At 59.5% G+C, this 22283-nt stretch carries 14 protein-coding genes; 13 read left to right on the forward strand and 1 reads right to left on the reverse strand.

The features are described from left to right. The first annotated feature begins 146 nt into the window (after positions 1-146). The 9 genes from FGQ67_RS05360 to FGQ67_RS05400 all read left to right on the forward strand — a co-directional run bounded on the left by FGQ67_RS05360 (position 147) and on the right by FGQ67_RS05400 (position 14035). Complete coding sequence (locus FGQ67_RS05360; protein ID WP_138340482.1) at positions 147-2021, forward strand: ABC transporter ATP-binding protein; 1875 nt, start codon at positions 147-149, stop codon at positions 2019-2021. Beyond that, positions 2022-3881 carry an ABC transporter ATP-binding protein gene (locus tag FGQ67_RS05365; protein ID WP_138340483.1) on the forward strand — a complete coding sequence of 620 codons (1860 nt, stop codon included), beginning with the start codon at positions 2022-2024 and terminating at the stop codon, positions 3879-3881. Positions 3882-3991: 110 nt separating this feature from the next. Further along, positions 3992-4543 carry a flavodoxin family protein BilS gene (gene bilS / locus FGQ67_RS05370; RefSeq protein WP_138340484.1) on the forward strand — a complete coding sequence of 184 codons (552 nt, stop codon included), beginning with the start codon at positions 3992-3994 and terminating at the stop codon, positions 4541-4543. 619 nt (positions 4544-5162) lie between these two features. Then, a complete protein-coding gene (locus FGQ67_RS05375) occupies positions 5163-5720 on the forward strand; it encodes a signal peptidase I (RefSeq protein ID WP_138340485.1) in 558 nt (185 codons plus the stop codon). Positions 5721-5790: 70 nt separating this feature from the next. Further along, positions 5791-6549 carry a SipW-dependent-type signal peptide-containing protein gene (locus tag FGQ67_RS05380; RefSeq protein WP_171025210.1) on the forward strand — a complete coding sequence of 253 codons (759 nt, stop codon included), beginning with the start codon at positions 5791-5793 and terminating at the stop codon, positions 6547-6549. Positions 6550-6637: 88 nt separating this feature from the next. Then, entirely contained in the window at positions 6638-7285 is a 648-nt protein-coding gene (locus FGQ67_RS05385) for a hypothetical protein (RefSeq protein ID WP_138340487.1), read from the forward strand. Positions 7286-7288: 3 nt separating this feature from the next. Beyond that, on the forward strand, positions 7289-12751 hold the full coding sequence (locus FGQ67_RS05390) for a hypothetical protein (RefSeq protein ID WP_138340488.1): 5463 nt from the start codon (positions 7289-7291) through the stop codon (positions 12749-12751). Position 12752: 1 nt separating this feature from the next. Next, positions 12753-13334: a hypothetical protein gene (locus tag FGQ67_RS05395; protein WP_138340489.1), complete on the forward strand. Its 582-nt coding sequence runs from the start codon at positions 12753-12755 to the stop codon at positions 13332-13334. Positions 13335-13336: 2 nt separating this feature from the next. Continuing rightward, a complete protein-coding gene (locus FGQ67_RS05400; RefSeq protein WP_171025211.1) occupies positions 13337-14035 on the forward strand; it encodes a hypothetical protein in 699 nt (232 codons plus the stop codon). Between the two features lie 702 nt (positions 14036-14737). Here the strand turns inward: FGQ67_RS05400 and FGQ67_RS05405 are convergent. Beyond that, positions 14738-17038, reverse strand: a complete 2301-nt coding sequence (locus tag FGQ67_RS05405; protein WP_138340491.1) for an LTA synthase family protein — start codon at positions 17036-17038, stop codon at positions 14738-14740. A gap of 213 nt (positions 17039-17251) precedes the next feature. Here FGQ67_RS05405 and FGQ67_RS05410 point away from each other — a divergent pair, with 213 nt between their 5' ends. The 4 genes from FGQ67_RS05410 (at position 17252) to FGQ67_RS05425 (ending at position 22279) form a co-directional block, all read left to right on the forward strand. Continuing rightward, positions 17252-18100, forward strand: coding sequence for a nitroreductase family protein (locus tag FGQ67_RS05410; protein ID WP_138340492.1), 849 nt, complete (start codon positions 17252-17254; stop codon positions 18098-18100). Positions 18101-18258: 158 nt separating this feature from the next. After that, positions 18259-20286: a KUP/HAK/KT family potassium transporter gene (locus tag FGQ67_RS05415; protein WP_138340493.1), complete on the forward strand. Its 2028-nt coding sequence runs from the start codon at positions 18259-18261 to the stop codon at positions 20284-20286. A 61-nt stretch (positions 20287-20347) separates the two neighbouring features. Beyond that, positions 20348-20542 carry a hypothetical protein gene (locus FGQ67_RS05420; protein ID WP_171025212.1) on the forward strand — a complete coding sequence of 65 codons (195 nt, stop codon included), beginning with the start codon at positions 20348-20350 and terminating at the stop codon, positions 20540-20542. Positions 20543-20653: 111 nt separating this feature from the next. After that, entirely contained in the window at positions 20654-22279 is a 1626-nt protein-coding gene (locus tag FGQ67_RS05425) for a sensor histidine kinase (RefSeq protein WP_138340495.1), read from the forward strand. Positions 22280-22283: the final 4 nt, after the last annotated feature.

The following is a 22283-nucleotide window of genomic DNA, read 5'->3' on the forward strand; positions in this document are numbered from 1 at the left end:
ATAGCGGCGGATACATGCCTTGGGCACTGGTGGCCTTCGTGCTTGCTTCGCCTTAACATCTGTAACGAGTTGCTTACGCATCTCCAGGGCTCTCCGTACTATCATGAATCAGATTGAATAGAGATGATGATAGGGAGCGCCTATTTATGATTGAGCTGCTCAGGCGTTTTGGTGGTAAGTTTCGCCGGTATATGGTGATTGGTCCTGCGTGCAAGCTGATCGAAGTGATCTTTGACCTGCTGACGCCGCTGGTGATTGCCCAGATGATCGACAAGGGCATTGGGGCGCACGACGTGAACGCCGTTATCCACTACGGCATGGTGCTTGCCGCCATGGCCGTGATCGGCATCTCGTTTACGCTTGTCTGCCAAAAGATGGCGGCACTGACCTCGCAGGGCATGGGCACCGACATTCGCGGCGCGCTCTACGAGCACATCAACAAGCTGAGCTATGCCGAACTCGATCGCTTTGGCACGCCGTCGCTCATCACGCGCATCACCAACGACGTCAACCAAGTGCAGCTCGCTGTGGCACTGGGCGTGCGCATGCTCATCCGCTGGCCCTTCTTGGCGGTGGGCTCCATGTGCGCGGCCCTCGCCATCGACCTTAAGCTCGGCGTGATCTTCTTGATCTGTACGCCCGCCATCGGTTTGGTGTTTTGGTTTGTCATGGCGCGCTGCATTCCGTACTACAGGCAGCTGCAGGCAAAGCTCGACCGCATCGCGCTTATCTGCCGCGAGGGCCTTTCGGGCGCCCGCGTGGTTCGCGCCTTTGTACGCGAAGGTCATGAGCGCGAGCGCTTTGCCCAAGCCGCCGACGACCAGGCTCATACCGCCATCGCGGTGGGCAAGCTCTCGTCAATCCTTAATCCCGTCACGTTTTTGGTGATGAACCTGGGCGTGTGCGCCATCCTGTGGGTGGGCGGCGTTCAGGTCAACGTGGGCGAGCTTACGCAGGGCCAGGTCATGGCGTTTGTGAACTACATGACGCAGACCCTCACCTCCATCGTGTACGTCGCCAACCTGGTCGTGGTCTTTACCAAGGCGAGCGCCAGTGCGTCGCGTATCAACGAGGTGCTCAATTGCGTGCCGAGCATCACCGACGAGGACAACCAGCCGGTCGCGCTTCCCGAGCCGAGCGAACTGGCGGGTGGCAATGTTCCGGTCCCTGCGCTGAGCTTTGACCATGCGAGCTTTTCGTTTGGCGCCGGCGCTGCCAACGCCGTCAACGATGTGACCCTGGAGCTCCCGCTGGGCAAGACACTCGGCATTATCGGCGGTACAGGCAGCGGTAAGTCCACGCTCGTCTCGCTTATCCCGCGCCTGTACGATGTGGGCGCGGGCGGCGTGTACGTGATGGGTGCCGACGTGCGCGCTTGGCCGCTCGACCAGCTGCGCCATGTGGTTGCGACTGTTCCGCAGCGTGCGTCGCTGGTGAGCGGCACGATCCGTAGCAACCTGACCTGGCGCGACGAGGCGGCAACCGACGAGGAGCTTTGGGCGGCGCTCGATATGGCGCAGGCCAGCGAGTTCGTGCGCAACAAGCCCCAGGGGCTCGACGCCCCGGTCGAGGCGGGCGGTAAGAACTTCAGCGGTGGCCAGCGTCAGCGCCTGACCATTGCGCGTGCCCTGGTGGGTGCGCCGCAGATCCTGATTATGGATGACTCCGCCTCGGCGCTCGATTTTAAGACCGACGCGGCGCTTCGCCATGCCATTCGCGAGCGCAGCGTGCGCGGTGCCGCCGAGGGCGGGCTGCCGCTGACGACCGTCATCGTGAGCCAGCGCGTCTCGACCGTGCGCGACGCCGACATGATCTGCGTACTCGACCACGGTTCGGTTGCGGGCCTGGGTACGCACGACGAGCTGTACACAAACTGCCAACTCTATCGCGAGATTTGCCAGTCGCAGCTTCGTCGCGAGGAGCTCGAGGGTCAGCAGGGGAGCGCGACGCCCGCGTCCGTCCCAAGCCCCGCGTTAGCCCCGGCTGCCCCGGCGTCCACTTGCGCAAAGGAGGGCTGCTAAATGAATCCGTATACTTCTTCCGGTTCGGTCGCCACGATGACGGCCAACGTGTCCGGCAACGATAGCCTCAGCGACTTGGGTGACGGCCCGCGTCAGCCCGGCGACCCCGAGCGCTATCCCGTGGGCGCGGTAACTCGCCGCCTGCTAGGCTATGTTCGCCCGCATCGCATTTCGTTTACGGCGTCGTTTGTGAGCGCCGCCATCTCGGTGATCTTGCAGCTCTACACACCTATTCTCATCGGCGAGGGCATCGACCTCATCGTTGCCGCCGGGCATGTGGACTTTGACGCGCTGCTGCCGCTTGTTACCAAGCTCGCGATTGTCGTGGTGGGCGCGGCGGCCTTTCAGTGGCTGCAGGGCTACTGCGTCAACCGTCTGTCCTACGAGACGGTGCGCGACATGCGCGTGGAGGCGAGCGACAAGCTCGGCCGCATGCCGCTCAGCTTTATCGACAGCCATGCCCACGGCGACCTCATGAGCCGCGTGGTCAATGACGTCGATCAGGTGGGTGACGGCCTGCTGCAGGGCTTTACGCAGCTCTTTACCGGCGTCATCACCATCGTGGGCACGCTCGCGTTTATGCTCTCCATCAACCTGACCATGACGCTTGTGGTGGTGCTCGTCACGCCGCTTTCCATCTTTGCGGCCGGTGCCATCGCCAAGCTTTCCAATAAGAGCTTTACTGCTCAACAGCGCATCCAGGGCCAACTCGGCGGTCATATCGAGGAGTATGTGGGTGAGCAAAAGCTCGTGGACGCCTTCGCCTACGGCCCGCACGCCCAAGCGCGCTTTGATGCCCTCAACGCCGAGCTCTATACGGCGGGCGAGCGCGCGCAGTTTATGGGTTCACTCTCCAACCCCGGTACGCGCTTTATCAACAACATCATCTACGCCGTGGTCGCCGTGATCGGCTGTGCGGGCGTGATCACGGGCATGCCCGCAGCGCTCACGGTGGGCGGCGTGCAGATCTTCCTGTCCTACGCCAACCAGTACACTAAGCCGTTCAACGAGGTTACCAACGTCATTACGCAGATCCAGACCGCGTACGCCTCGGCGCGCCGCATGTTCGCGTTGCTCGATGCGCGCGAGCAGGAGCCCGACGCTGTGGATGCCATTGAGCTCACCGCACCGAAGGGCGAGGTTTCGTTTGAGCATGTGGACTTTAGCTATATGCCCGACCGCAAACTGCTGCAGGATATCTGCATCGATGCCAAGCCCGGTATGCGCTATGCCCTCGTCGGTCCCACGGGCTGTGGCAAGACGACGCTCATCAACCTGCTGCTGCGCTTTTACGATATCGATGCTGGGCGCATCGCGGTCGATGGTCGCTCCTCGCGTGACTACACGCGTGCGAGCCTGCGCCGCGCCTTTGGCATGGTGCTGCAGGACACCTGGCTGTTCGAGGGCACGGTGGCGGACAACATCGCTTACGGTTGCCCGGGAGCCACGCGCGAGCAGGTTATTGAAGCCGCCAAGCGCGCTCATGCGCACAAGTTTATCGTGCAGCTGCCAGGCGGCTACGATACGGTGATCGGCGAGGACGGCGGCACGTTTAGCCAGGGTCAAAAACAGCTGCTGTGCATCGCGCGCGTCATGCTTACCGATCCGGCTATCTTGCTGCTGGACGAGGCAACGTCGAGCATCGATACGCGTACCGAGCTGCAGGTGCAGGCGGCATTCGACGAGCTCATGGCTGGTCGCACGAGCTTTGTCGTGGCACACCGCCTGTCGACGATTCGCAACGCCGATTGCATCCTAGTAATGCGCGATGGCGAGATTATCGAGCGCGGCACGCACGATGAACTGCTCGCGGCAGGCGGCTTTTACGCCGAGCTCTACCGCAGCCAATTCGCCCAGTAAGGGTGCCGATCAACGGCGGGTGGTTTACATCTGCGGCGTTAGTACTAAGATATGCTTCTAACAAATTGCATTAAAGGCTCGAGTTTCGGGGGAAACGAGGCAACGTGACTATGACGTGCTCTATGGTGGTCAACAGCAAGAGCGGTAATACCAGGATGGTTTCGGGGGCGATTAAGCGCGCCCTGCAGGCCGCGGGCGCTGAATTTGTCCACGCCGCCGCACTGAGCGATGACGCAGATCCGGAGCAGGTTGCGCTCGAGGCTCAAGGCGCCTGCACTGCCGACACGGTGCTCGTGGGCTTTTGGTGCGACAAGGGTACATGCTCGTCTTCGGTGGCGGCGTTGCTCTCCGCCCTGCACGGCAAGCGCGTCTTCTTGTTTGGCACCTGCGGCTTTGGTGCCAGCGAGGACTACTATAGGCAAATCATCGATCGCGTGTCTTCTAATTTGGCCGGAGATGCCGAGCTTGTGGGCTGGGCCATGTGCCAGGGCAAGATGGGTCCCGCGGTTAAGCAGCGCTACGAGGCGATGCTTGAGCAAGAGCCCGAAAACGCGCGCTATAAGATGCTGCTCGACAACTGGTTTACCGCAAAGGATCATCCCACCAAGGAGGATCTCGACAATATGGCCAAGGCTGCCAAAAAAGCCGTGCTGGGCGAATAGCCCTGTCGTTTTCCCAAAATGAATATGTGAGTGAAAGCCTCGAAAGTATCGAGGCTTTTTTCTTGACGGTGCACGCGGCGTGGCAAGCGACGGATGCGTCATGCCTGGCAACACATTCTCGACCAGCCCTGTGTGGTGCTCAAGCGGGATCCGCATGTGCGGGCAGATGCCTTTCCAGAGCAATTTACATCCGAGCAATTTGCCGAGGTGGCGTTGCGGTCTGGGCTGAGAGCTGCATGAGACTGCCATAGGGCTCCAATAGGGGGTCAAAAATAAATGATACTCAAAGTAGTTTAAATTTAATGTGGGGGGGGGGGGGTACGATATTCTTGATAATGCAATATATCGAACCCTCTATGGCGAACTTGCGTAGGGGGTTAGTCATAGGCATTGGATAAAGCAGACTAATTTGACTACAAATGACCGTCTACGCCAGAATTGGTGCCGCTTGTCGTCAAAGTATTGATAAAATGTAGAAAATCGCTATGGTATTTTTATGAAAAGACATCAAATTGGCTTTTTCGAACTCACTTTTCAAGTGGCTTCCGGTGTCTGGGGAAAGTGGTTAACCCCTCCCGGAGGGATCGAATAAGGCCTCGATGGGGATGAATTAATCAATATGGCGGCGCGTGGACTTAAACGATTTATTGCATTTCTGAGTAGCCTAGCACTCGTGTTCGTCATAGCCCTTGCCGTCGTTTCTTTTGTTCCTCGCGCATTTGGATGCATGCCCTTTGCTGTGCTCTCGGGTTCTATGGAACCTGAGCTTCCCGTCGGCTCCATGGTGTTTGTTCGCCAGGTTGAGCCGGCGGATATTGCCGTGGGCGACACTGCAACCTTTTACCGATCAGACGGCGCCGTGGTGACGCACCAGGTGTACGAGCTCGACCCTGTGGCGCAGGTGATCGGCACGCAGGGAATTGCCAACAAAAATGCAGACGGAAGCATCATGCACGATGCCGAGCAGACGCCTTTTTCACGCGTGATCGGCGTAGTTTCTTTTTGTGTCCCTTACCTGGGCTTCGTTAACGCATATTGCACGACGATGCCCGGTTTGCTCGTTGTGGTGGCCGTTCTGGCGCTGCTGGTCGCGGCGTCAATAGTGCTCGATCGGATGGTTTCTGACGAGCCTGCGGGCAGTCATGCCCGCGCGCATGCGAGGGAGCGGCGTTCATAACGGCAGGGAGAAGTGTCGGCGGCAGTTGGGGTTGCCGTCGGGGAAGACGATTCTGGAAAGGAAGAGAACTATGGAAAACAAGAAGAAAAAGCGCTACGGCATCGTTGCCGCCTTGCTGCTGCTGGTGCTGGCCGCCGGCGTGGGCACCTACGCCTGGCTGACGGCTACGCAGTCGCTGGAGAACGTGTTTACGGTGGGTAGCTTTGGCCCTACGGACAAAAAGCCCGATCCGACCGATCCCGAGAAGCCCGGCTCCGAAGAGAATAACGGTGCTTACCTGTTCGAGACCAAGTGGGTCGAAAACTCCAAGATCGTTCCCGGCGCCACTGTGGCCAAGAACCCCAATGTCGGCATCAAGGCTGGCTCTGATGATGCATACGTATTCATTTACGTAAAGAATGCCATCGTCAAGCCTGGCACCAGCCTTGAAAAGACCCCGTACTTTACGCTCAAAAATACGAATTGGAAGCCCGTTGAGGGTCAAGTCAAGACCAACCAATCTGACAACTCTGGCAACCAGTACGTGAGCGGTCTGTTTATGTACTCCAAGAACTCTGCCGCAGAGAACCTGCCTGCAAAGCTCGAAGCCAACAAAGCAGCGCAGGACGTTTATACCGATGAGCTTTTCACTGCCGTGACGATTCCCTCTGCCATGAACAACACCGATGTTGTCGAGACTACTACTGACCCGAAACAGGCTCCCACGATGACGGTCTCTGCCTACATCTTTGGCGCGGGCCAGAATGGCACCGAGCAGGGTGAAAATGCTGACGCGCAGAATGCCCTTAAGCAGGCCAAGGAATGGGCTAAGACTCAGGCTCAGGCTTAAAATCCCCCCACTGAGATCTCGGCCCGCCCCCACCCCTATATTCGGGCCGGGATCTCGGTCCCCCTTTTATCGACGATTGGCGAACGTAATGCTCAACAATCTTTCCGACAATCAGAAACGCACCTTGGCGCTTGCCGCGATGGCGCTGTTGGCCCTGGCGTGCCTGTGCGGCACGCTGGCTTTTACCGTTGATATGGTTCCGGCGAACAACGTCCTATCGTTTGGCAGCGTGAAGGTACGAGTCTGCGAATACACCCTCAACGAGCAAGGCGAAGAGATTCCGTTTGAGGCCGACGAGCACGGGGACTATCCCGACACCAAGGCCAGTGGCTCTGACATCAGCCGCATTGTGCGCGTGGAGAACGCCGGCGCGCAGCCTGAGTACGTTCGCGCTCGTCTACGCATGACGTCAATGGCACCCGACGGTTCGAGTGCGGATGCCTCGGGCAGCGTTGCGTTTCATGTGAACGCGGACGAGGGGTCCCCGTGGATCGACGGCGGCGATGGGTGGTACTACTACCGTGGATTGGCCGGGCGTGGCGGCATGCTCGACCCCGGCGCCATGACGGAAAGCCTCATGGACTCGCTGCGCTTTGTGGGCGACTACCACGATGCCGCGCGCGGCGGCTCATTCAGGCTCGATATCGATGTTCAGGCCGTGCAGGCCAAAAACCAGCAGGCAAGCGATACCGTCCTCGACGTGCTTGACGTCGCGGGCTGGCCGGAGGCGAACTAGCCTATGAAGATCAAGAATATGAACCGGGGTATGCTTAGCAGGCTGGTTGCCGTCGCAGCGATTGCCCTTTGCTGCGTTATGGCGCTGCCAACGGTGGTGCATGCCGAGGATGTGCCCGAGGCCAAAATCGAATTCCACATCAAAAACGAGGCTGACTTTTTGTCGTGTGTGGCGCTGTCGCGCGAGCGCGATACGTCCGGCTGGCACGTTTATCTCGATAACGACATTGAGCTCGACAGCGACGACATGAAAACCATCGTTGCAGACACCGTTAAGCATCTGTCGTTTGGCAACAAGGAGCATCCGTTTAAGGGCGTGTTCGATGGTCAAAACCACGCCGTTGAGGGCCTGAACTACGATAAAGACGCTTTTGACCCCGAGCGCGATACGGGATTTTTTGCCGAGACCAACGGCGCCACCATCAAAAACTTCCTGGTCAAGGACGCCAACGTGTGGGCGGACTTCCGCGGTGGCATTATCGTGGGCAAGGCCGTCAAAACGCGTTTCGAAAACGTTATGGTCATGGAGAGCACGCTGCACGTGACCTGCGCCAACAATGCTCTCAACCTCATTACCAACGCAGGCTTTGAGGGCGGTCTCATCGCCGGCGAGCTCGACGGCTGTACCCTCTATAACTGCGAGGTACGTGGTGGCCGCGCCGTTAACAACACGACCTCGGGCGTGCAGGCGCTCGGCGGTGAGGGTCTGTATATGGCGGCGTTTGCCGGCTACGTTACAAATTCGACGATTGAGTACTGCCGCGTTACGCCTACGCGCAAAGACGATGGCTCGATTGGCATGACCGACGTCACCAATAAGTACGACGTGGCCATTGGCGCCCTGGGCGGCAACAACGTGTACGCCTCGGGTTTTGTGGGCTGCATGGCGGGCGAGGCCAAGATTATCGACTGCTTCTCGACGGCGCAGTGCTACAGCTATGCCGCGTCATATGTGGGCGTCGTCGCCGTGACGCGTGCGTGGACGGGTGGCTTGGCGGGTCGTATTCTAACCGAAAAGGGCAACGAGCTCGTTCGAAGCCATTTTGCGGGTGACTTGAGCTCGCGTCAGTACAATCCCATCGCCGTGATTCCCATCATTCAAAACGATGTGAACCTGGGCGGTATTGCCGCGCGTGCCAACAAGGATGATGCCACGGTCACCGAGTGCTACTTTAAGCCGAGCGTGAGCCTAAAAGGCAGCAGCCAGGGTACCGCGGCTAAGAAAAAGATCCCCTCTTTTGGCGGCGACGGTACCACCAAGGGCGACAGCTATGGTCCATGGGACGACGAGCGCTACACCACGCGTGAGCTGTGGGAGGAGCACGACTACGATTTTTGTGCCGGCACCATGCGCTCGACCGACAACGACGATGCCCTGGGTGGCCAGCACACCAATGAGTGGGCGATGGATTACAAGCTGAAGATTCCCGTGCATGGCCAGAGCGTTAAGGCGACGATCGATTTTCCCGGTGCGGGTACCGCGACCATCGAGGCAACCAAACTTGGTATTGATCAGGCGACCTCGGACCCGTATGCCTTTGCCGTGAGCGCCGTGCTGGCGGGAATGGCTCAGGGCTTGGCCCAGGGCGATACATCGGTGACGTTTAGGCAGGATACCTCCGCAAAGCCCAAGGGCTTGACCGATGCCAACGGCGGTTATCGCTTCATGGGCTGGTTCCGTGAGCCCGATGTGCGTGTGAATCGAATTGGACAAGACAACAGCTGGTTTGACGGCAAGACCGATGCTGCTGCTGTCGCTGCTGACAAGCAGGTCCAGAAGAATGAAGTGCACGAGAAGACGTCGACCTATACCGCCGATAACGCGAAGGGGGCCGAGGCCTTTAAGGGCAACGACCTGTTTATTGCTTCGTACGAGGCACAGGTGCTGTTCTATAACGTCAAGGGCGAGACACTCGCGTGGCAGAGCGGCGCTGCGCATGACAAGTCGACGGATTGGTATCGCTATGGTGTCGGTCTAACGCCGGCTGCTCCTGTGGACCGCGGCGCTCTATCTGCCAGCGCCACCTTTATTGGTTGGACGACGAAGCCGAGCGGCGAGGAAGGGATGCATGACGGCTATGCGGCCATTACCTCGCCTGAGCTTGCCGAGCTAAAAAACGCCGGTGCGTTCTATCCTGCCGGCACCGAGATCACTGTGCTTGGCCCTACCGATTTTTATCCGGTGTACACCGACTATGTGTCGAACATCATGACGGTGTTTGAGGGCAATGAGCAGGATGCAACCGACGATCAGACTCGGCGCGACGGTGTGGGCAAAACTGACGTTAAGGTTGAGACTGCAGAAGATGGCACAAGCGCGTATACCGTACAGGTGCTCGACGTATCCGGTAAAGCTATATCCGAGGAGGGCCAGCTGCCCGACGGCTATCGTTTCCTGGGTTGGTATGAAAACAAGGGAACCGAGGATGCCCCGCTCGAGGTGCGCGTAAGCCGCGACCCCAGCTATACGCTCCCCGCCGATGTCGATTTAACCGCGCCGCATACCTACATCGCCCGCTTTGAGTACCGAGTGGATTATTACGTTCGGGCTTATACCAACCATGAGTTTACGGACAGCAAGCTACTTTGTTCCGTTTGGAATCGCTATCAAACGCCCTTTGAGGAAAACGTCGGTAGTACCTTCGTGCGTGAAAACGTCGTCCACTGGGGCCCGGAGCATGTTGACCACGGTATAAAGGATAGTTATGAAACGTGTGGCACGCGCTTCACGAAGGAAACCCTTGTCGTGAGTCCCCTTAACGCGTACTCGCACAACGTTAAAAACGATACGGGAGCCGATACTCTAAAAAACCTCTATGCCGATACCGATTTTCCAGGCGCTGCAACGCTAAGCGATACTTGGACTTCGGCTTCGCTGAACGTAACGGTCAAACCGGTGAATGATCGCTATCGCCTGAATTTCTGGACGCTTGAGCGCGATGGTGAATATTGGACATATGTGAAAAATCCCATCGAGAGCATGGTGCGTACAGATAAGAAGTACTACGTTCGCGCGATGATTACCACGGACGTTAATTTCTACAACAAGGGCGATAATGTCGTGAGGACTGCCACGCGGCGCTATGAGAGTAACTTGCTGCAGACCAAGGTGAACGGGGCGGATCCGACGTTCACGTATTACTACCCGCATGTTAATAAGTCGGTTAAAGTGGCCGAAAAGCCAGAAGATGGTGAGAAGGGATCGTATGAGAGCCCCCTGACCCTCGAAGCTTCCCCGACCGATGCCGACATGGCCGTGCCGGGCTATAAGTTCCTGGGCTGGATTTCGACCGCCGAGGTTCAGAAGGATTCTGACGTCTGGAAGTATATCTACGACGTCGCCGGCGACTCCTATGTGACGAGTGATCCGGATAAGGCAGAGCCGTATCTGGCGACCGACGAGTCCAAGGTCACCCAGTGGCAGGATGCCTATCCCGTCTACGCAAAGTACGACGTCAGCTACACCACCAACCTGCATCGCGCAGGTTTTGAGGGTACGGACAAGGTCAATGTGCCTAGCTACAACATCGCTCCCGTTATCAACGCGGACACCAATCCTGCTACGGCAACGGTGACCCCTGACGTTACGACGCCGGTTTATAAAGCAGGCGGTGAGCTGTATAAGTTGCAGAAGGTTGAGATCGAGCTTCCGAACGGCGAGATCAAGACGCTTCCCTACGATGTGGAGCATGGTACTTGCTCTTATCCGGTGGAACCTGGCGGAGCCTATACATTCGTGGCGTACTATTCGCCGTTGGCGGTTGTGTACCACCTCAATGCCACGGATGTGGACGGCAAAGTTGCTCAGCAAGACGATATGCTCGGCAACCTTAATGGCGGCATCCCGAAGCCTACTTATGACGTCAGCACTATCGATGCGGATACAGGCAAGTTCAACGTCTTCGTGGGCTGGACGGAAGCCGAGCCGGCACCTGGCAAGGGCTATGTCGCTTGGTCAGAGGGCATCCGTATGGTGAGTGCTTCTACCGTGGTCAAGGCCCCCATGGAGCTGTACCCGGTCTACCGTCCCAGCCTGGTTACCGTTCAATCGAACATTGACTCTAAACTTGCGAATCCCGATCTTGTCCGTAGCCTCGGCCGCACTGATTCCGGCGACCAGATTTCTCTTGAGGTCAAGGCCGCCGAGGAGGTTGAGGGCACTGACGGCACCAAGTACGACTTTGTCGGCTGGTCGCGCGATTATGTCAATGACGGGCAGTACACCCTGATGACTGACGATGAGAAGTATCCCCTCGAGGGCAGCGAGCCCTTTGAGAGCGTGACCTACACTGCGGTGTACAAGAAGACGCCGCTTAAAGTGCGCTATCACGACACCGAAGGCAACGTCATCTACACCGCTACGGTAGACCCGAACGATACGAGTGTTCTGCGTGGCCAGGATGGCAATGCCGGCTTTGTTCAGACAGTTAAGGTGCCCAAGATGGACGAGAGCGGCAACCCGGTCTATGACGACAAGGGTGAACCCGTCATGGAGCCAAAGGAAGTGGCCTACGATCCCGAAGCCTACTCCGCAATCGTCGCATTCCTGGGCGAGCGAGCGGATAGCAGCTTGAAGGAGTTGTTCTTGGAGTGGCAGTGGGTTAATGGCGACAAAGCTGTGGCGTGGAGCGACTTCAAGGGTAAACCGGTTACAGCCAACATGGATTTGTATCCGGTGACGTATAAGGTCGTCGCTAACGACACATCGGACGATGCGAGCCCTAAGAATGTGACCGGGCAGCTCAAGTGGTTGCTTGATCCCAATGCCGCGAACACGATAGATGACAAGAGCGATAAGGCGCCGTTCAAGGCTTGCTTTGCAAAGCCCTTCATGGGCACGCAACTGACGGTGCACGTTGACCGCGTGGGCTATGGTCTTCCTGGCCAGACTCCTGCGCCTGTCAACGGGAAGTATGTCTCGCTTTACAGTTCGGGTTCAGGCGAGGGCTCGTTTGAGCTGACGAATCGTTTGGACTACAAGCTCACGGGCGACGGCACTCAGAGCGATGGCAATGCGGTGTTCGATTTCGCCGCTACGCATACGCTCAAGATCGTCAAGCAAACCCAGGATAGCTGGGCGAAGGGCAAGACGTTCCGCTTCAAGGTTTCCCGGGCCGGCATGGACGGCAACGCCTTGGAGGAGCGCACGGTTGAGGTAACGGTGTCATCGGATGCGCAGCTAAAGGACGGTTCCGCCTGGTACTCCGGCGCTATCGAGCTTGCGGTCCCGGCGGGTATCTACACCGTCGAGGAGGACTCAGCGTGGGCATGGCGCTACAGCAACCAAATCGGCGTCCCTGGCAAGCAGCCGGGCGATAAGGCGCAGGCGACTATCTCCGCTGCATCGAGCGCGAACGATGCCACGTTCACCTGCACGAACACGCGTGTGAACGACAAATGGATCGACGGCAGCAATCGTGCCCATAACGTTTGGAGCAACGGCAACGTAGCAAAGAAGGAGGATTAGCATGTCCAAGCGCAAGCGCATCATCGCCTTGCTGGTGGGGGTTATCCTCCTGGCCGGTACGGCAGGCACGTTGGCCTGGCTTTCGGTTACGGGCGTGCTGGTCAACCAGTTCGGCATCGGGTCGGTGACGCCATCGGTTCAGGAAACGCTCAACGGCAAAGTGAAAAGCGATGTCAAGGCGAAGAACACGGGTACTGCGCCCGCCTATATTCGTGCTGCAGTGGATATCTACTGGCAGGACCAGGATGGCGCACGCCTGTGGGATGAGCCGAAGGAGGAGCCGAAGGGTGAGGCGGATTACGAGATTGCGTGGAGCGTGGCTGATGCCTCGGGCGCGAACTCGGCTTATAACTGGGTTAAGGCGAGCGACGGGTTCTATTACTGGACGTCGCCCGTCGCTCCCGGCGCGGAAACCGGCGTGCTCATTAATAGGGTTACCGAGCTCAAGGCAACCGAAGGTCGCAATCTTGTCGTGGATATCTCCACTCAGGCGGTCCAGGCGACGCCCGATGAGGCCGTGCGCGACGCATGGGGTTGCTCGGTCGAGAATGACGTGCTGGTGCCGCCGCATGGAGGTGCGTAAGTATGGCGTTCCCGATTCGTAAAGGTGTTGCGCGCTCCTTGCGTTGCATGGTCGCGGCCATTTTCTGCGTGGTCGCGCTCGCTGTTCCCGCCCGTGCGTTTGCCGATACTCCCGCGATTGCCTATGACGGAAATGCGCGTCAGCTGACGGTCTCGGGGGCGACGGACTCCTCGGGGGAGCCCGATCTGTTTTTGGCCTTTAAAGATCTGATGCCTGGCGATGTGCGTGATCAGCAGATAGAGATTCGTGCCACGGGCGTAAAGTCCCAGGTGCGCGTGTTTGTGCGTGCCGTTGTCGATCACGAGACGGCACGCCTGCTGTCGCCCATTACTCTAACGGCGTCGGCGGGCGATGCGTCTGCCGGTTGGCTCCAGACGGGAACGCCGGGCAGTGTGTTCGCCTATCCCACGCAGGTCGCAACGTTTACGAACGATGGCAGCACGGTGCTCAATTTGCAACTAAGTGTCCCGACGTCGGTGGGCAACGAGGTTGCCGACGCAAACAAGACCATTCGCTGGGAAATCACCGCCGAGGACGATGGCGAGAAGATCCCCGTACAACCTGCTGGCAGCAAGAAGCCCGGCTTGCTTGGTCTGGCGGCAACAGGCGACAACACGCTCACGTTGCTTTTGGTGTTGCTGACACTTGCAATCATCGCATTTATAGCCGCACTTCTTTTGTCCCGGAGGGATAAGCGCTAGGTTCATCTTCTAAACGCAACGCCCTCCCGGGCGGCGGGCACGAAGTTCCCTGCTCTACAGTCCTGCGCAAGACGAAGGCCACATTAAGTGGCCTTCTTTGCGTGCGGAACTCGCGATGAACTTCGAGCCCGCCGCTCGGGAGGGCGCCCCTTTATTGACGGAAGGCCTAATAAGCGGATATTCCATGCCCGGATGTATTCAGAGCGGGACGGGCTTTCCGGATGGGCGGGGTTTCGGAAAGTGTGTCCCAGAATCGGCGATCAGAGTGGTCCCCACTTTCCGGTTGATGTCTTGTCCGGAAACTATGTCCCGGAATTAAGGCTTGGAATGGGATGCACTTTCCGGTTGAGAGCCTTAGCGGAAAGTGCGACCCGGAATTTACTCTTGAAGTGGGATGCGCTTTCCCAACAGGCCCTCAAGCGGAAACTGCGTCCCATTCCGAAGGCAGATTCCGGGACACACTTTCCGAATACAAAGAAGGCCACTTAATGTGGCCTTCAATTTATATATGTTGCGGGTGCCCCCATGACAAGCCGCGTTTCAACACCGAGGCGTCTGCCCGGCGACGCGGAATGTAAGGTTCATCGCGAGTTCCGCACGAGCCGGAGAGCACTTAATGTGCTCTCCGTGCGAGCAGGACTGTCCGAGCAGGGAACCTTACATTCCGCGCCGCCGGGCAGACGAACCAGTTAAGACGCGCCGCTACTTGATCTTGGTCGTGCCCGGCGCCAGGTTGGGGTCGGTCTCGTTGGCCTCGGTCTGGAAGTGCTCGGTGTACACGTTCTTGCCGTCGCGGAACATCTCGTAGTATTGCATCTTGGCGTAATCCTCGCGCGCCTTGGTTGCGGCAGCGGCGGCGGCGTCGTCACCGGTGACGTTGGAGGAGAGCGCCCAGCGCAGGCTGGCGTCCTCGTAGCCCACCGAGTTGATGGCGGGCAGCGACTTACGCAGCGTCATGTGCGCTTTCTGGTAGTCGGAGAGAGGAGCGCCGATCAGCTGCATCAGCTGGGTGGACAGGTAGTTGGTGGACAGGTCGTCGACCTCGCTCGTCTGGTCGCAGCCGGCAACGTCGTAGTTGGCCCAGATGATGTAGTCGGTCTGCCACAGGCGCTCCTGATGCGTAGCGTCGTCCTCGCCGGTAAACCACTTATCGTTGAACTTGGACGGGAAGAACGGCTGATGGTCGCCCCAGAACACCACGACCACCTTGCGATCGAGCTTGCTCAAGGCATTGAGGAAGTAGCGCAGCGCCTGGTCGGACTGCTCGATGCACGAGACGTACTCGTCGACATCGGACAGCGTGCCGTCCTCGATGGTCTTGGCGTCCAGATCGGTCGTGTCGATGTTGAGGTGCATCTGCTTATCTGCCGGCAGCAGGCCCGTATCGTAGCCCGAGTGGTTCTGCATGGTCACGTCGAAGATAAACTGCGGATCGGCGTTCTGATCGAGCAGCTCAAGAATCTTGTCGTAGGTAGCCTGGTCGGTCACCATGTCGCGCAGGGTGTCGGCTCCCTGGAAGTCGTTGATGGACAGGAACTGGTCAAAGCCAAAGTCCTTGTAGACGTTCTCGCGGTTCCAGTTGGTCGCGTGGTTGGGGTGCATGGCCGTGGTGGAATAGCCGAGCGATTTGAACTGCTCTGCCAGATTACCGGTCGTTTCCATGTTGTAGATGGTGTAGGGGTACACGCCCGAGCCCAGGTTGGCCATGGAGTTGCCGGTCATAAACTCAAACTCGGTATTGGCGGTACCGCCGCCGTAGGCGCTCACGTAGAGCTTGCCGCGGCTGAGGCAGTTGGACAGGCTCTTAAAGTACTGCGGGCCCTCGTAGCCGGCGCGCATGTTCTGGTAGATCGACAGATCCGAGAAGGTCTCGTTCATGATGGCGATGACCGTGGGCTTCTCGCTGTCGAACTGCTCCTTTGCGGCGGCGCGCTCGTCGCTCTTGGCCGCGTCGGACTTGTCGTAGGCCTTGGCGTACTTTTTGAGCGTGGCCTTGGCATCGTCGACGGAGTAGTCGGCGGGTTTGGGCGGCTTGATAGACTGCGCCGCACTAATAAAGGCAGGCAGGTAGCCCTCGCGCCAGTAGCTCTCGAGCGGGCGCCAGGTGTAGACGGTGATGCCGAGGGTGTTGTAGTAGTCGATGAGGGTGACATGCGCGGTCACGCCGCCCAGGCACAGTACGGCGACGAGCAGGTTGGTGAGCAGCATGCGCTTGGCGTTGGCGGCACCCTTCTGACGGTGCGGCGCCACCAGGCCGGCGTACTCGCATAGCAGCATGGCGATGGCGGTAAAGCCCATGGACAGCACACAGAACAGCGAGATCGAGAAGGTATAGCCGTTGCCGGCGACCGCGGCGGCGGTGGAGATGGCCGAAAGGTCGCCCGGCTGGATGGGCATGGATTTAAACGTGATAACGAAGAACTCGGCAATGCCCAGGACAAAGAGGGCAAAGGCCAGGACCGCGGGAGCTGCGCCGTGGCGCTGGAATAGGAAGAACAAGCCGGTCATGAGCACGGTGATGATGGCCCACTCGAGCAGGATGCACAGGGGGTAGACCCAGGTAAAGTCGTGGTTGGACGAGACCTCCATGCCCAACAGCGCAAAGACGCCGGCGAGCAGCAGGCACAGCACGGCGGCGACGAGTGGCTTGCCCACAAAGGCGCCGCGCAGACGGGCGAGCTTGCCGGTGGGGGCGGGGGCGTCGGGCGCGGCGAACGCAAAGACGCGCGGGGCGATGCGGTCGCGTGCGATGCTGGCCCAAGCGCAACCGGTGAGGATGGCGTTGGTCAGGATGAGCATCACAAAGGCGAGCGGCTCGTTTTGAGCGACGAGGCCCACGGCGCCCCAAATAGTCAAAAAGACCTGGAACAGGCCGAAGACGACGCTCCACCCAAGAGCGCTTTTGGCAACGGTGCCCGACTGAGCGCGAATGGCCTTGGCCTCGCGCAAGACAAGGTAGACGGTCGCCGCAAGACCGACGAGCGAGATGGCGGCAGCGAACATGCTGAGACTCCTCACAAACTAAAACCTACGAAAGTGGGGGTTTACCCGATTGTTACCTAAATATGCGCTGCATTTGAGGGCTGCGCACAACAACCAGCCATAATAACGCGCGGGTGTGACAGTGTGGCGCAATGTAGTGGCGGCCTGCGCGATAATGGACGGGAATTACACGGAAACGTAAAGGCTTCTTAAAGAATTAGCGAGGATGAGGCGATGGACGAGCAGGTTTGCACCAAGGCTGTGGATACGTGTGGCTATCCGGTCGAGACGACAGGCAATGCGGTGCTGGACACGTTGGAACACCGCTCGTCCACGCGTGCTTTCGCGCGCGATGACAGCGACCGTCCCGTAGCGGTGACCGACGAGCAGCGGGCGGCGATCTTGCATGCGGCGAGCCGCGCACCGTCGGCGGGCGCCATGATGATGTATTCCATCGTGAGCATTCGCGAGCAGGCTACGCTGGACCGTCTGGCCGACCTGTGCGACCACCAGCCTATGATCGCCAAGGCGCCCTGGGCACTAATATTTGTGGTCGACTATGCCAAGTGGATCGATCTGTTTGAGCACGTGGGCTGCTTTGAGCCCGAGTTTGTCGAGCGCACGGGCAAGTCGCCCCGCCGCGCACCGGGTCTGGGCGACTTTGCCATCGCGGCGCAGGATGCCGTGATCGCTGCGCAAAACGCCGTGGTTGCCGCCGAGGCTCTGGGCCTGGGGAGCTGCTACATTGGCGACATCGTGGAGAACGCCGAGGAAGTTGCCGCGCTGCTCGATCTGCCGCCCTATACCATGCCGCTGTCGATGCTCATCATCGGTACGCCCCGTAAGGAGCGCCCGGCCATTGCACATCCCGTGGTGAACCTGGTGCACGAGGAGCGCTACTGCCGTGCGGACGACGCGACTATGGATGCGCAGGTGGCCGAGATGGATGCGATGTATCGCCCGCACGCCCGCGAGGTGGGCGAGCGCGTGGTGGATATCTACACCCGCAAGCACACGAGCCCCTTTATGGCCGAGATGAGCCGCTCCATGGAGTGGTGGTTCAAAAACTGGCTCGGAAAATGACGAATGTGACAAGGGGATAGTCCCTTTGTCACATTTCATATCGCCGCGGTAGCCTAAAGACTGTATAAATCTTTATCTAGCTGGGAAAACAGTGCATTAAAACATGGGCCGATTACCTATAATCCCTTCGAACATTAAAGTTGGGAGGAAACCGGCTTATGGAACAAAAGGCCAAGGAGGCAGCCTCGCACGCTGCGATTCCTGTGAGCATCTCGGCGATGCTCGTCACGCTGGGCGTGGTGTACGGCGATATCGGCACCAGCCCCATGTATGTAACCAAGGCGCTCGTTGCCGGCAACGGCGGCATCGGAAGCGTCACGGAGGAGTTCGTGCTCGGCGCGCTCTCCCTTGTCGTGTGGACGGTCACGTTGCTGACCACCATCAAGTATGTGCTCATCTCGCTGCGCGCCGATAACCATGGTGAGGGCGGCATCTTTGCCCTGTACAGCCTGGTCAAGCGCTGCGGCAAGTGGCTTATCATCCCCGCCATGCTGGGTGGCGCCGCGCTGCTCGCCGACGGCATCCTGACGCCGGCCGTTACCGTTACCACGGCCATCGAGGGCCTGCGCACCATCCCGGCGGTCCATGCCGTGCTGGGCGATGACCAGGGTCGCGTCGTCGCCATTACGCTCGCCATCATCATCGTGCTCTTCTTGGTGCAGCGCATCGGTACGGCCAAGATCGGTCACGCCTTTGGCCCCATCATGACGCTGTGGTTCCTGTTCTTGGGCGGTACGGGTCTGTTCTTTGTCCTCCAGCACCCCGCCGTGCTGCTGTGCCTCAACCCGGTGCGCGGCATCGCCTTTTTGCTGAGCCCCAACAACCATGCGGGCATCATGATTCTGGGCAGCTGCTTCCTCGCCACCACCGGTGCCGAGGCGCTCTACTCCGACATGGGCCACGTCGGCCGCGGCAACATCTACGCTACCTGGCCGTTCGTTAAGTGCTGCCTGCTGCTTTCCTATATGGGCCAGGGCGCTTGGCTTATGAACAACGCTGCCAACCCCGAGCTCATGGGCATTGCCGACCTCAACCCGTTCTACCAGATGCTCGCCCCGGGCCTGCGTCCGTTTGCCGTCGGCCTTTCCACCGTCGCGGCCATCATTGCCTCGCAGGCGCTCATTACCGGCGCGTTTTCGCTGGTGTCCGAGGCCAGCCGTCTGGACCTCATGCCGCACATGCAGGTCTTCTACCCTGCCGAGACCAAAGGCCAGCTCTACATCCCCATGGTCAACAACGTCATGCTCGTGGGCTGCGTCATCGTGGTGCTGCTGTTCCAGAACTCGGCGCATATGGAAGCCGCCTACGGCCTTGCCATTACGCTGACCATGATGTGCACCACGCTGCTGCTCTTCTTCTACCTGCACGAGGAGCGCAAGCTCAAGGTCGCGCCGTGGATCTTCGCGGCCTTCTTCCTTTTGCTCGAAGGCTTCTTCTTCGTGAGCTCGCTCACCAAGTTCTTCCACGGCGGCTATTTCACCATCCTCATGGCCGCGCTCATCATGGGTATCATGGTGTGCTGGTACAACGGTACGGCTGTTGAGCAGCGCCAGTTTACGCTGCTGCCGCTGCGCAGCTACCTGCCGCAGCTCAAGCGCCTGCGCGACGACGATCGCTATGAGCGCCTGAGCGACAACATCGTGTACCTGACCAAGGACACCCATACCGACTACATCGACCGCGACATCGTCTACTCGATTCTGGACAAGCATCCCAAGCGCGCTCGCGCCTGGTGGTTTGTGAATGTCGAGACCATGGACGAACCGCACACCTTTGCCTATTCGGTCGAGACGTTCGGCACCGACTACGTGTTCCGCGTGCATCTGTACCTGGGCTACAAGATCAACCAGCGCGTCAATGCCTATCTGCGTCAGGTCGTTCAGGACCTGGCTGCCACCGGCGAGCTGCCGCCGCAGACGCATGACTACTCGGTCTACAAGGACCCGGGCAACATCGGTACGTTCAAGTTCGTCCTGATCCGTAAGCTTCTGGCGCCCGAAAGCGATGTGGAGCCGAGCGAGCGTACGGCCATCACGCTCAAGTACATCATTCGTCGCGCCGCCGGCACGCCTGCACGCTGGTACGGCCTGGAGAACTCCAACGTGAGCTTTGAGTACGTGCCGCTGTTCACCAAGTTCAAGGCCGTGAACAAGATGCAGCGCCTGGCCCCCAACGAGCGGCCGTAGGCGCCGACGGGTTGCACGGAGTTGGTTTTCGATGGACAAGATTGAGACCGGGGAGGCAAACATGGATGCAAAGATGCTTGATGGCCGCGAGGTGGTTGCCGAGCTGGTACGCGAGGCACGTGTCGACGCCGCCGAAGATCGGTTTTTGACGAACCGCGCCAACATGGATATGGCCGACCGCGTGATCTCGATCGTGGCACTGGTATTTGGAGCGGTGTGCGTGTGTGCCCTGCTCGCGCACGTGCTGTTTGTCTAGCGACCGCCGGCTGCAAAGGCTATACACTTGGAACCACCACAAGGGAAACCACCACAAAGGTGCCTGTCCCTTTGTGGTGGTTTTTATTTTTGAGGGAGGGGTGCGGTGTCGATGGACGTCCATGCGGACGGCGATATTGCCGAAAACTTCTGGTGGCGGCGCACGACGTCGACGCGTCGCGGCCCCCTGTACGACATCTGCGTGGCGGCGGGGCTGCTGTTAGCGGCGACGATTGTGGGCGTGCTGCTCGACCGCCCCGGTCTCGCTCCCAGCATCATGATCGTCTACGTGTTTGCCGTGCAGCTGTGCGCCTTTTTCACCTGGAGCCGCCTGTATTGCCTGTTGAGCTCGGCTGCCGCCGTGGCGCTCTACAGCTTCTTGTTTGTCGATCCGCGCTACTCGCTGTCGTTTATCGACCGCGTCTATCCCGGCATGTTCTTCATCATGTTTGTGGTCTCGCTTGTGTCGAGCTCGATTGCGTTGGCCCTGCGCCGCGCCCTGGCACAGGCTGCCGCCAGCGACCGCCGTACGCATATGGTGCTCGAGACCAACCGTATGCTGCAGCGGTGCGCCGATCAGCAGCAGATTGTCCATGCCATGGCAACGCAGCTGGCGCGTCTTTCGGGCTGTCCGGTCGTGTGGTACAGCGCCGACGCCGAGGGCGATGACCTGCTGCCGCGTGCGACGTACACGGCCGTGGGTGACGCCGCGCCGGTGCATGAACTGGCGCCGCAGATGCCGCCGCGGCTCTCGGCGTCCGCCTATGTGGGAACGCCGCTCGATGCCACCTATGGCGGCTCGGCGTTTTATGGCATCTACCTGACGGTTCGCACAGGCGACGGCTTCGTGCACTCGGGCGACCCCGCCTCGGTGGTGGGCGTGCTGGCTATCGTTGCCGCGCCCGACGTGCTGACGCACGAGGAGCGGATGCTGGCCGATGCCATCGTGAGCGAAGGCGAGCTGGCGCTCGATCGCGCCCGCGCCATGGAGGCGCGCGAGGAGGCGGCGGTGCTTGCCAAAAATGAGCAGCTGCGCGCCAACCTGCTGCGCTCCATCTCGCATGATCTGCGCACGCCGCTCACCAGTATTTCGGGCAATGCCGATGTGCTGCTCGACCAGGGCTCGACCGGCACCGCCGTGCTCGACGCCCAGACGCGCCGCGGCCTGCTCCTGTCCATTCGCTCGGATGCGCAATGGCTCAACGCTACCGTCGAGAACCTACTCGCCATCACCAAGCTCGAGGGCGGTGGCATGCGCCTGTCGACCACGCTTGAGCTCATGGACGATATCGTCGAAGAAGCGCTGCGCCACGTGAATCCGGCCGTGCGCGAGCACGACCTTAAGGTGGTGCCGTGTGACGAGCCGGCGCTCGTCAACGTCGATGCGCGCCTGATGGTGCAGCTGGTGGTGAACCTGGTGAACAATGCCATCACCTATACACCCGCAGGCTCGCATATCGTGATCTCGATTAGCGTCGACGATGGGCACGTGACGTGCTCGGTGGCCGATGACGGCCCGGGCATCGCGCCCGAGGATCGCGAGCGGATTTTTGAGTCGTTCTACACCGCCAACCACGGTCTTGCCGACAGCCATCGCAGTGTGGGCTTGGGTCTTTCGCTCTGCCGCTCCATTGCGTTGGCGCATGGCGGTAGCATAGAGGTTGCCGCGGCGGACCCGCACGGCTCGGTCTTTACGATTGATCTTCCCGCCGCCGACGTTTCGTTTGATAAGGAGTAGCGCT

Origin of the sequence: Collinsella aerofaciens (genome assembly GCF_005845035.1) — a bacterium.
Taxonomy (GTDB): domain Bacteria; phylum Actinomycetota; class Coriobacteriia; order Coriobacteriales; family Coriobacteriaceae; genus Collinsella; species Collinsella aerofaciens_I.

What these genes read in the sequence shown, in the direction of transcription:
- FGQ67_RS05360 (WP_138340482.1), top strand. Translation starts at nt 147, where the DNA reads ATGATTGAGCTGCTCAGGCGTTTTGGTGGTAAGTTTCGCCGGTATATG.
- FGQ67_RS05365 (WP_138340483.1), top strand. Translation starts at nt 2,022, where the DNA reads ATGAATCCGTATACTTCTTCCGGTTCGGTCGCCACGATGACGGCCAAC.
- bilS (WP_138340484.1), top strand. Translation starts at nt 3,992, where the DNA reads ATGACGTGCTCTATGGTGGTCAACAGCAAGAGCGGTAATACCAGGATG.
- FGQ67_RS05375 (WP_138340485.1), top strand. Translation starts at nt 5,163, where the DNA reads ATGGCGGCGCGTGGACTTAAACGATTTATTGCATTTCTGAGTAGCCTA.
- FGQ67_RS05380 (WP_171025210.1), top strand. Translation starts at nt 5,791, where the DNA reads ATGGAAAACAAGAAGAAAAAGCGCTACGGCATCGTTGCCGCCTTGCTG.
- FGQ67_RS05385 (WP_138340487.1), top strand. Translation starts at nt 6,638, where the DNA reads ATGCTCAACAATCTTTCCGACAATCAGAAACGCACCTTGGCGCTTGCC.
- FGQ67_RS05390 (WP_138340488.1), top strand. Translation starts at nt 7,289, where the DNA reads ATGAAGATCAAGAATATGAACCGGGGTATGCTTAGCAGGCTGGTTGCC.
- FGQ67_RS05395 (WP_138340489.1), top strand. Translation starts at nt 12,753, where the DNA reads ATGTCCAAGCGCAAGCGCATCATCGCCTTGCTGGTGGGGGTTATCCTC.
- FGQ67_RS05400 (WP_171025211.1), top strand. Translation starts at nt 13,337, where the DNA reads ATGGCGTTCCCGATTCGTAAAGGTGTTGCGCGCTCCTTGCGTTGCATG.
- FGQ67_RS05405 (WP_138340491.1), bottom strand. Translation starts at nt 17,038, where the DNA reads ATGTTCGCTGCCGCCATCTCGCTCGTCGGTCTTGCGGCGACCGTCTAC.
- FGQ67_RS05410 (WP_138340492.1), top strand. Translation starts at nt 17,252, where the DNA reads ATGGACGAGCAGGTTTGCACCAAGGCTGTGGATACGTGTGGCTATCCG.
- FGQ67_RS05415 (WP_138340493.1), top strand. Translation starts at nt 18,259, where the DNA reads ATGGAACAAAAGGCCAAGGAGGCAGCCTCGCACGCTGCGATTCCTGTG.
- FGQ67_RS05420 (WP_171025212.1), top strand. Translation starts at nt 20,348, where the DNA reads ATGGATGCAAAGATGCTTGATGGCCGCGAGGTGGTTGCCGAGCTGGTA.
- FGQ67_RS05425 (WP_138340495.1), top strand. Translation starts at nt 20,654, where the DNA reads ATGGACGTCCATGCGGACGGCGATATTGCCGAAAACTTCTGGTGGCGG.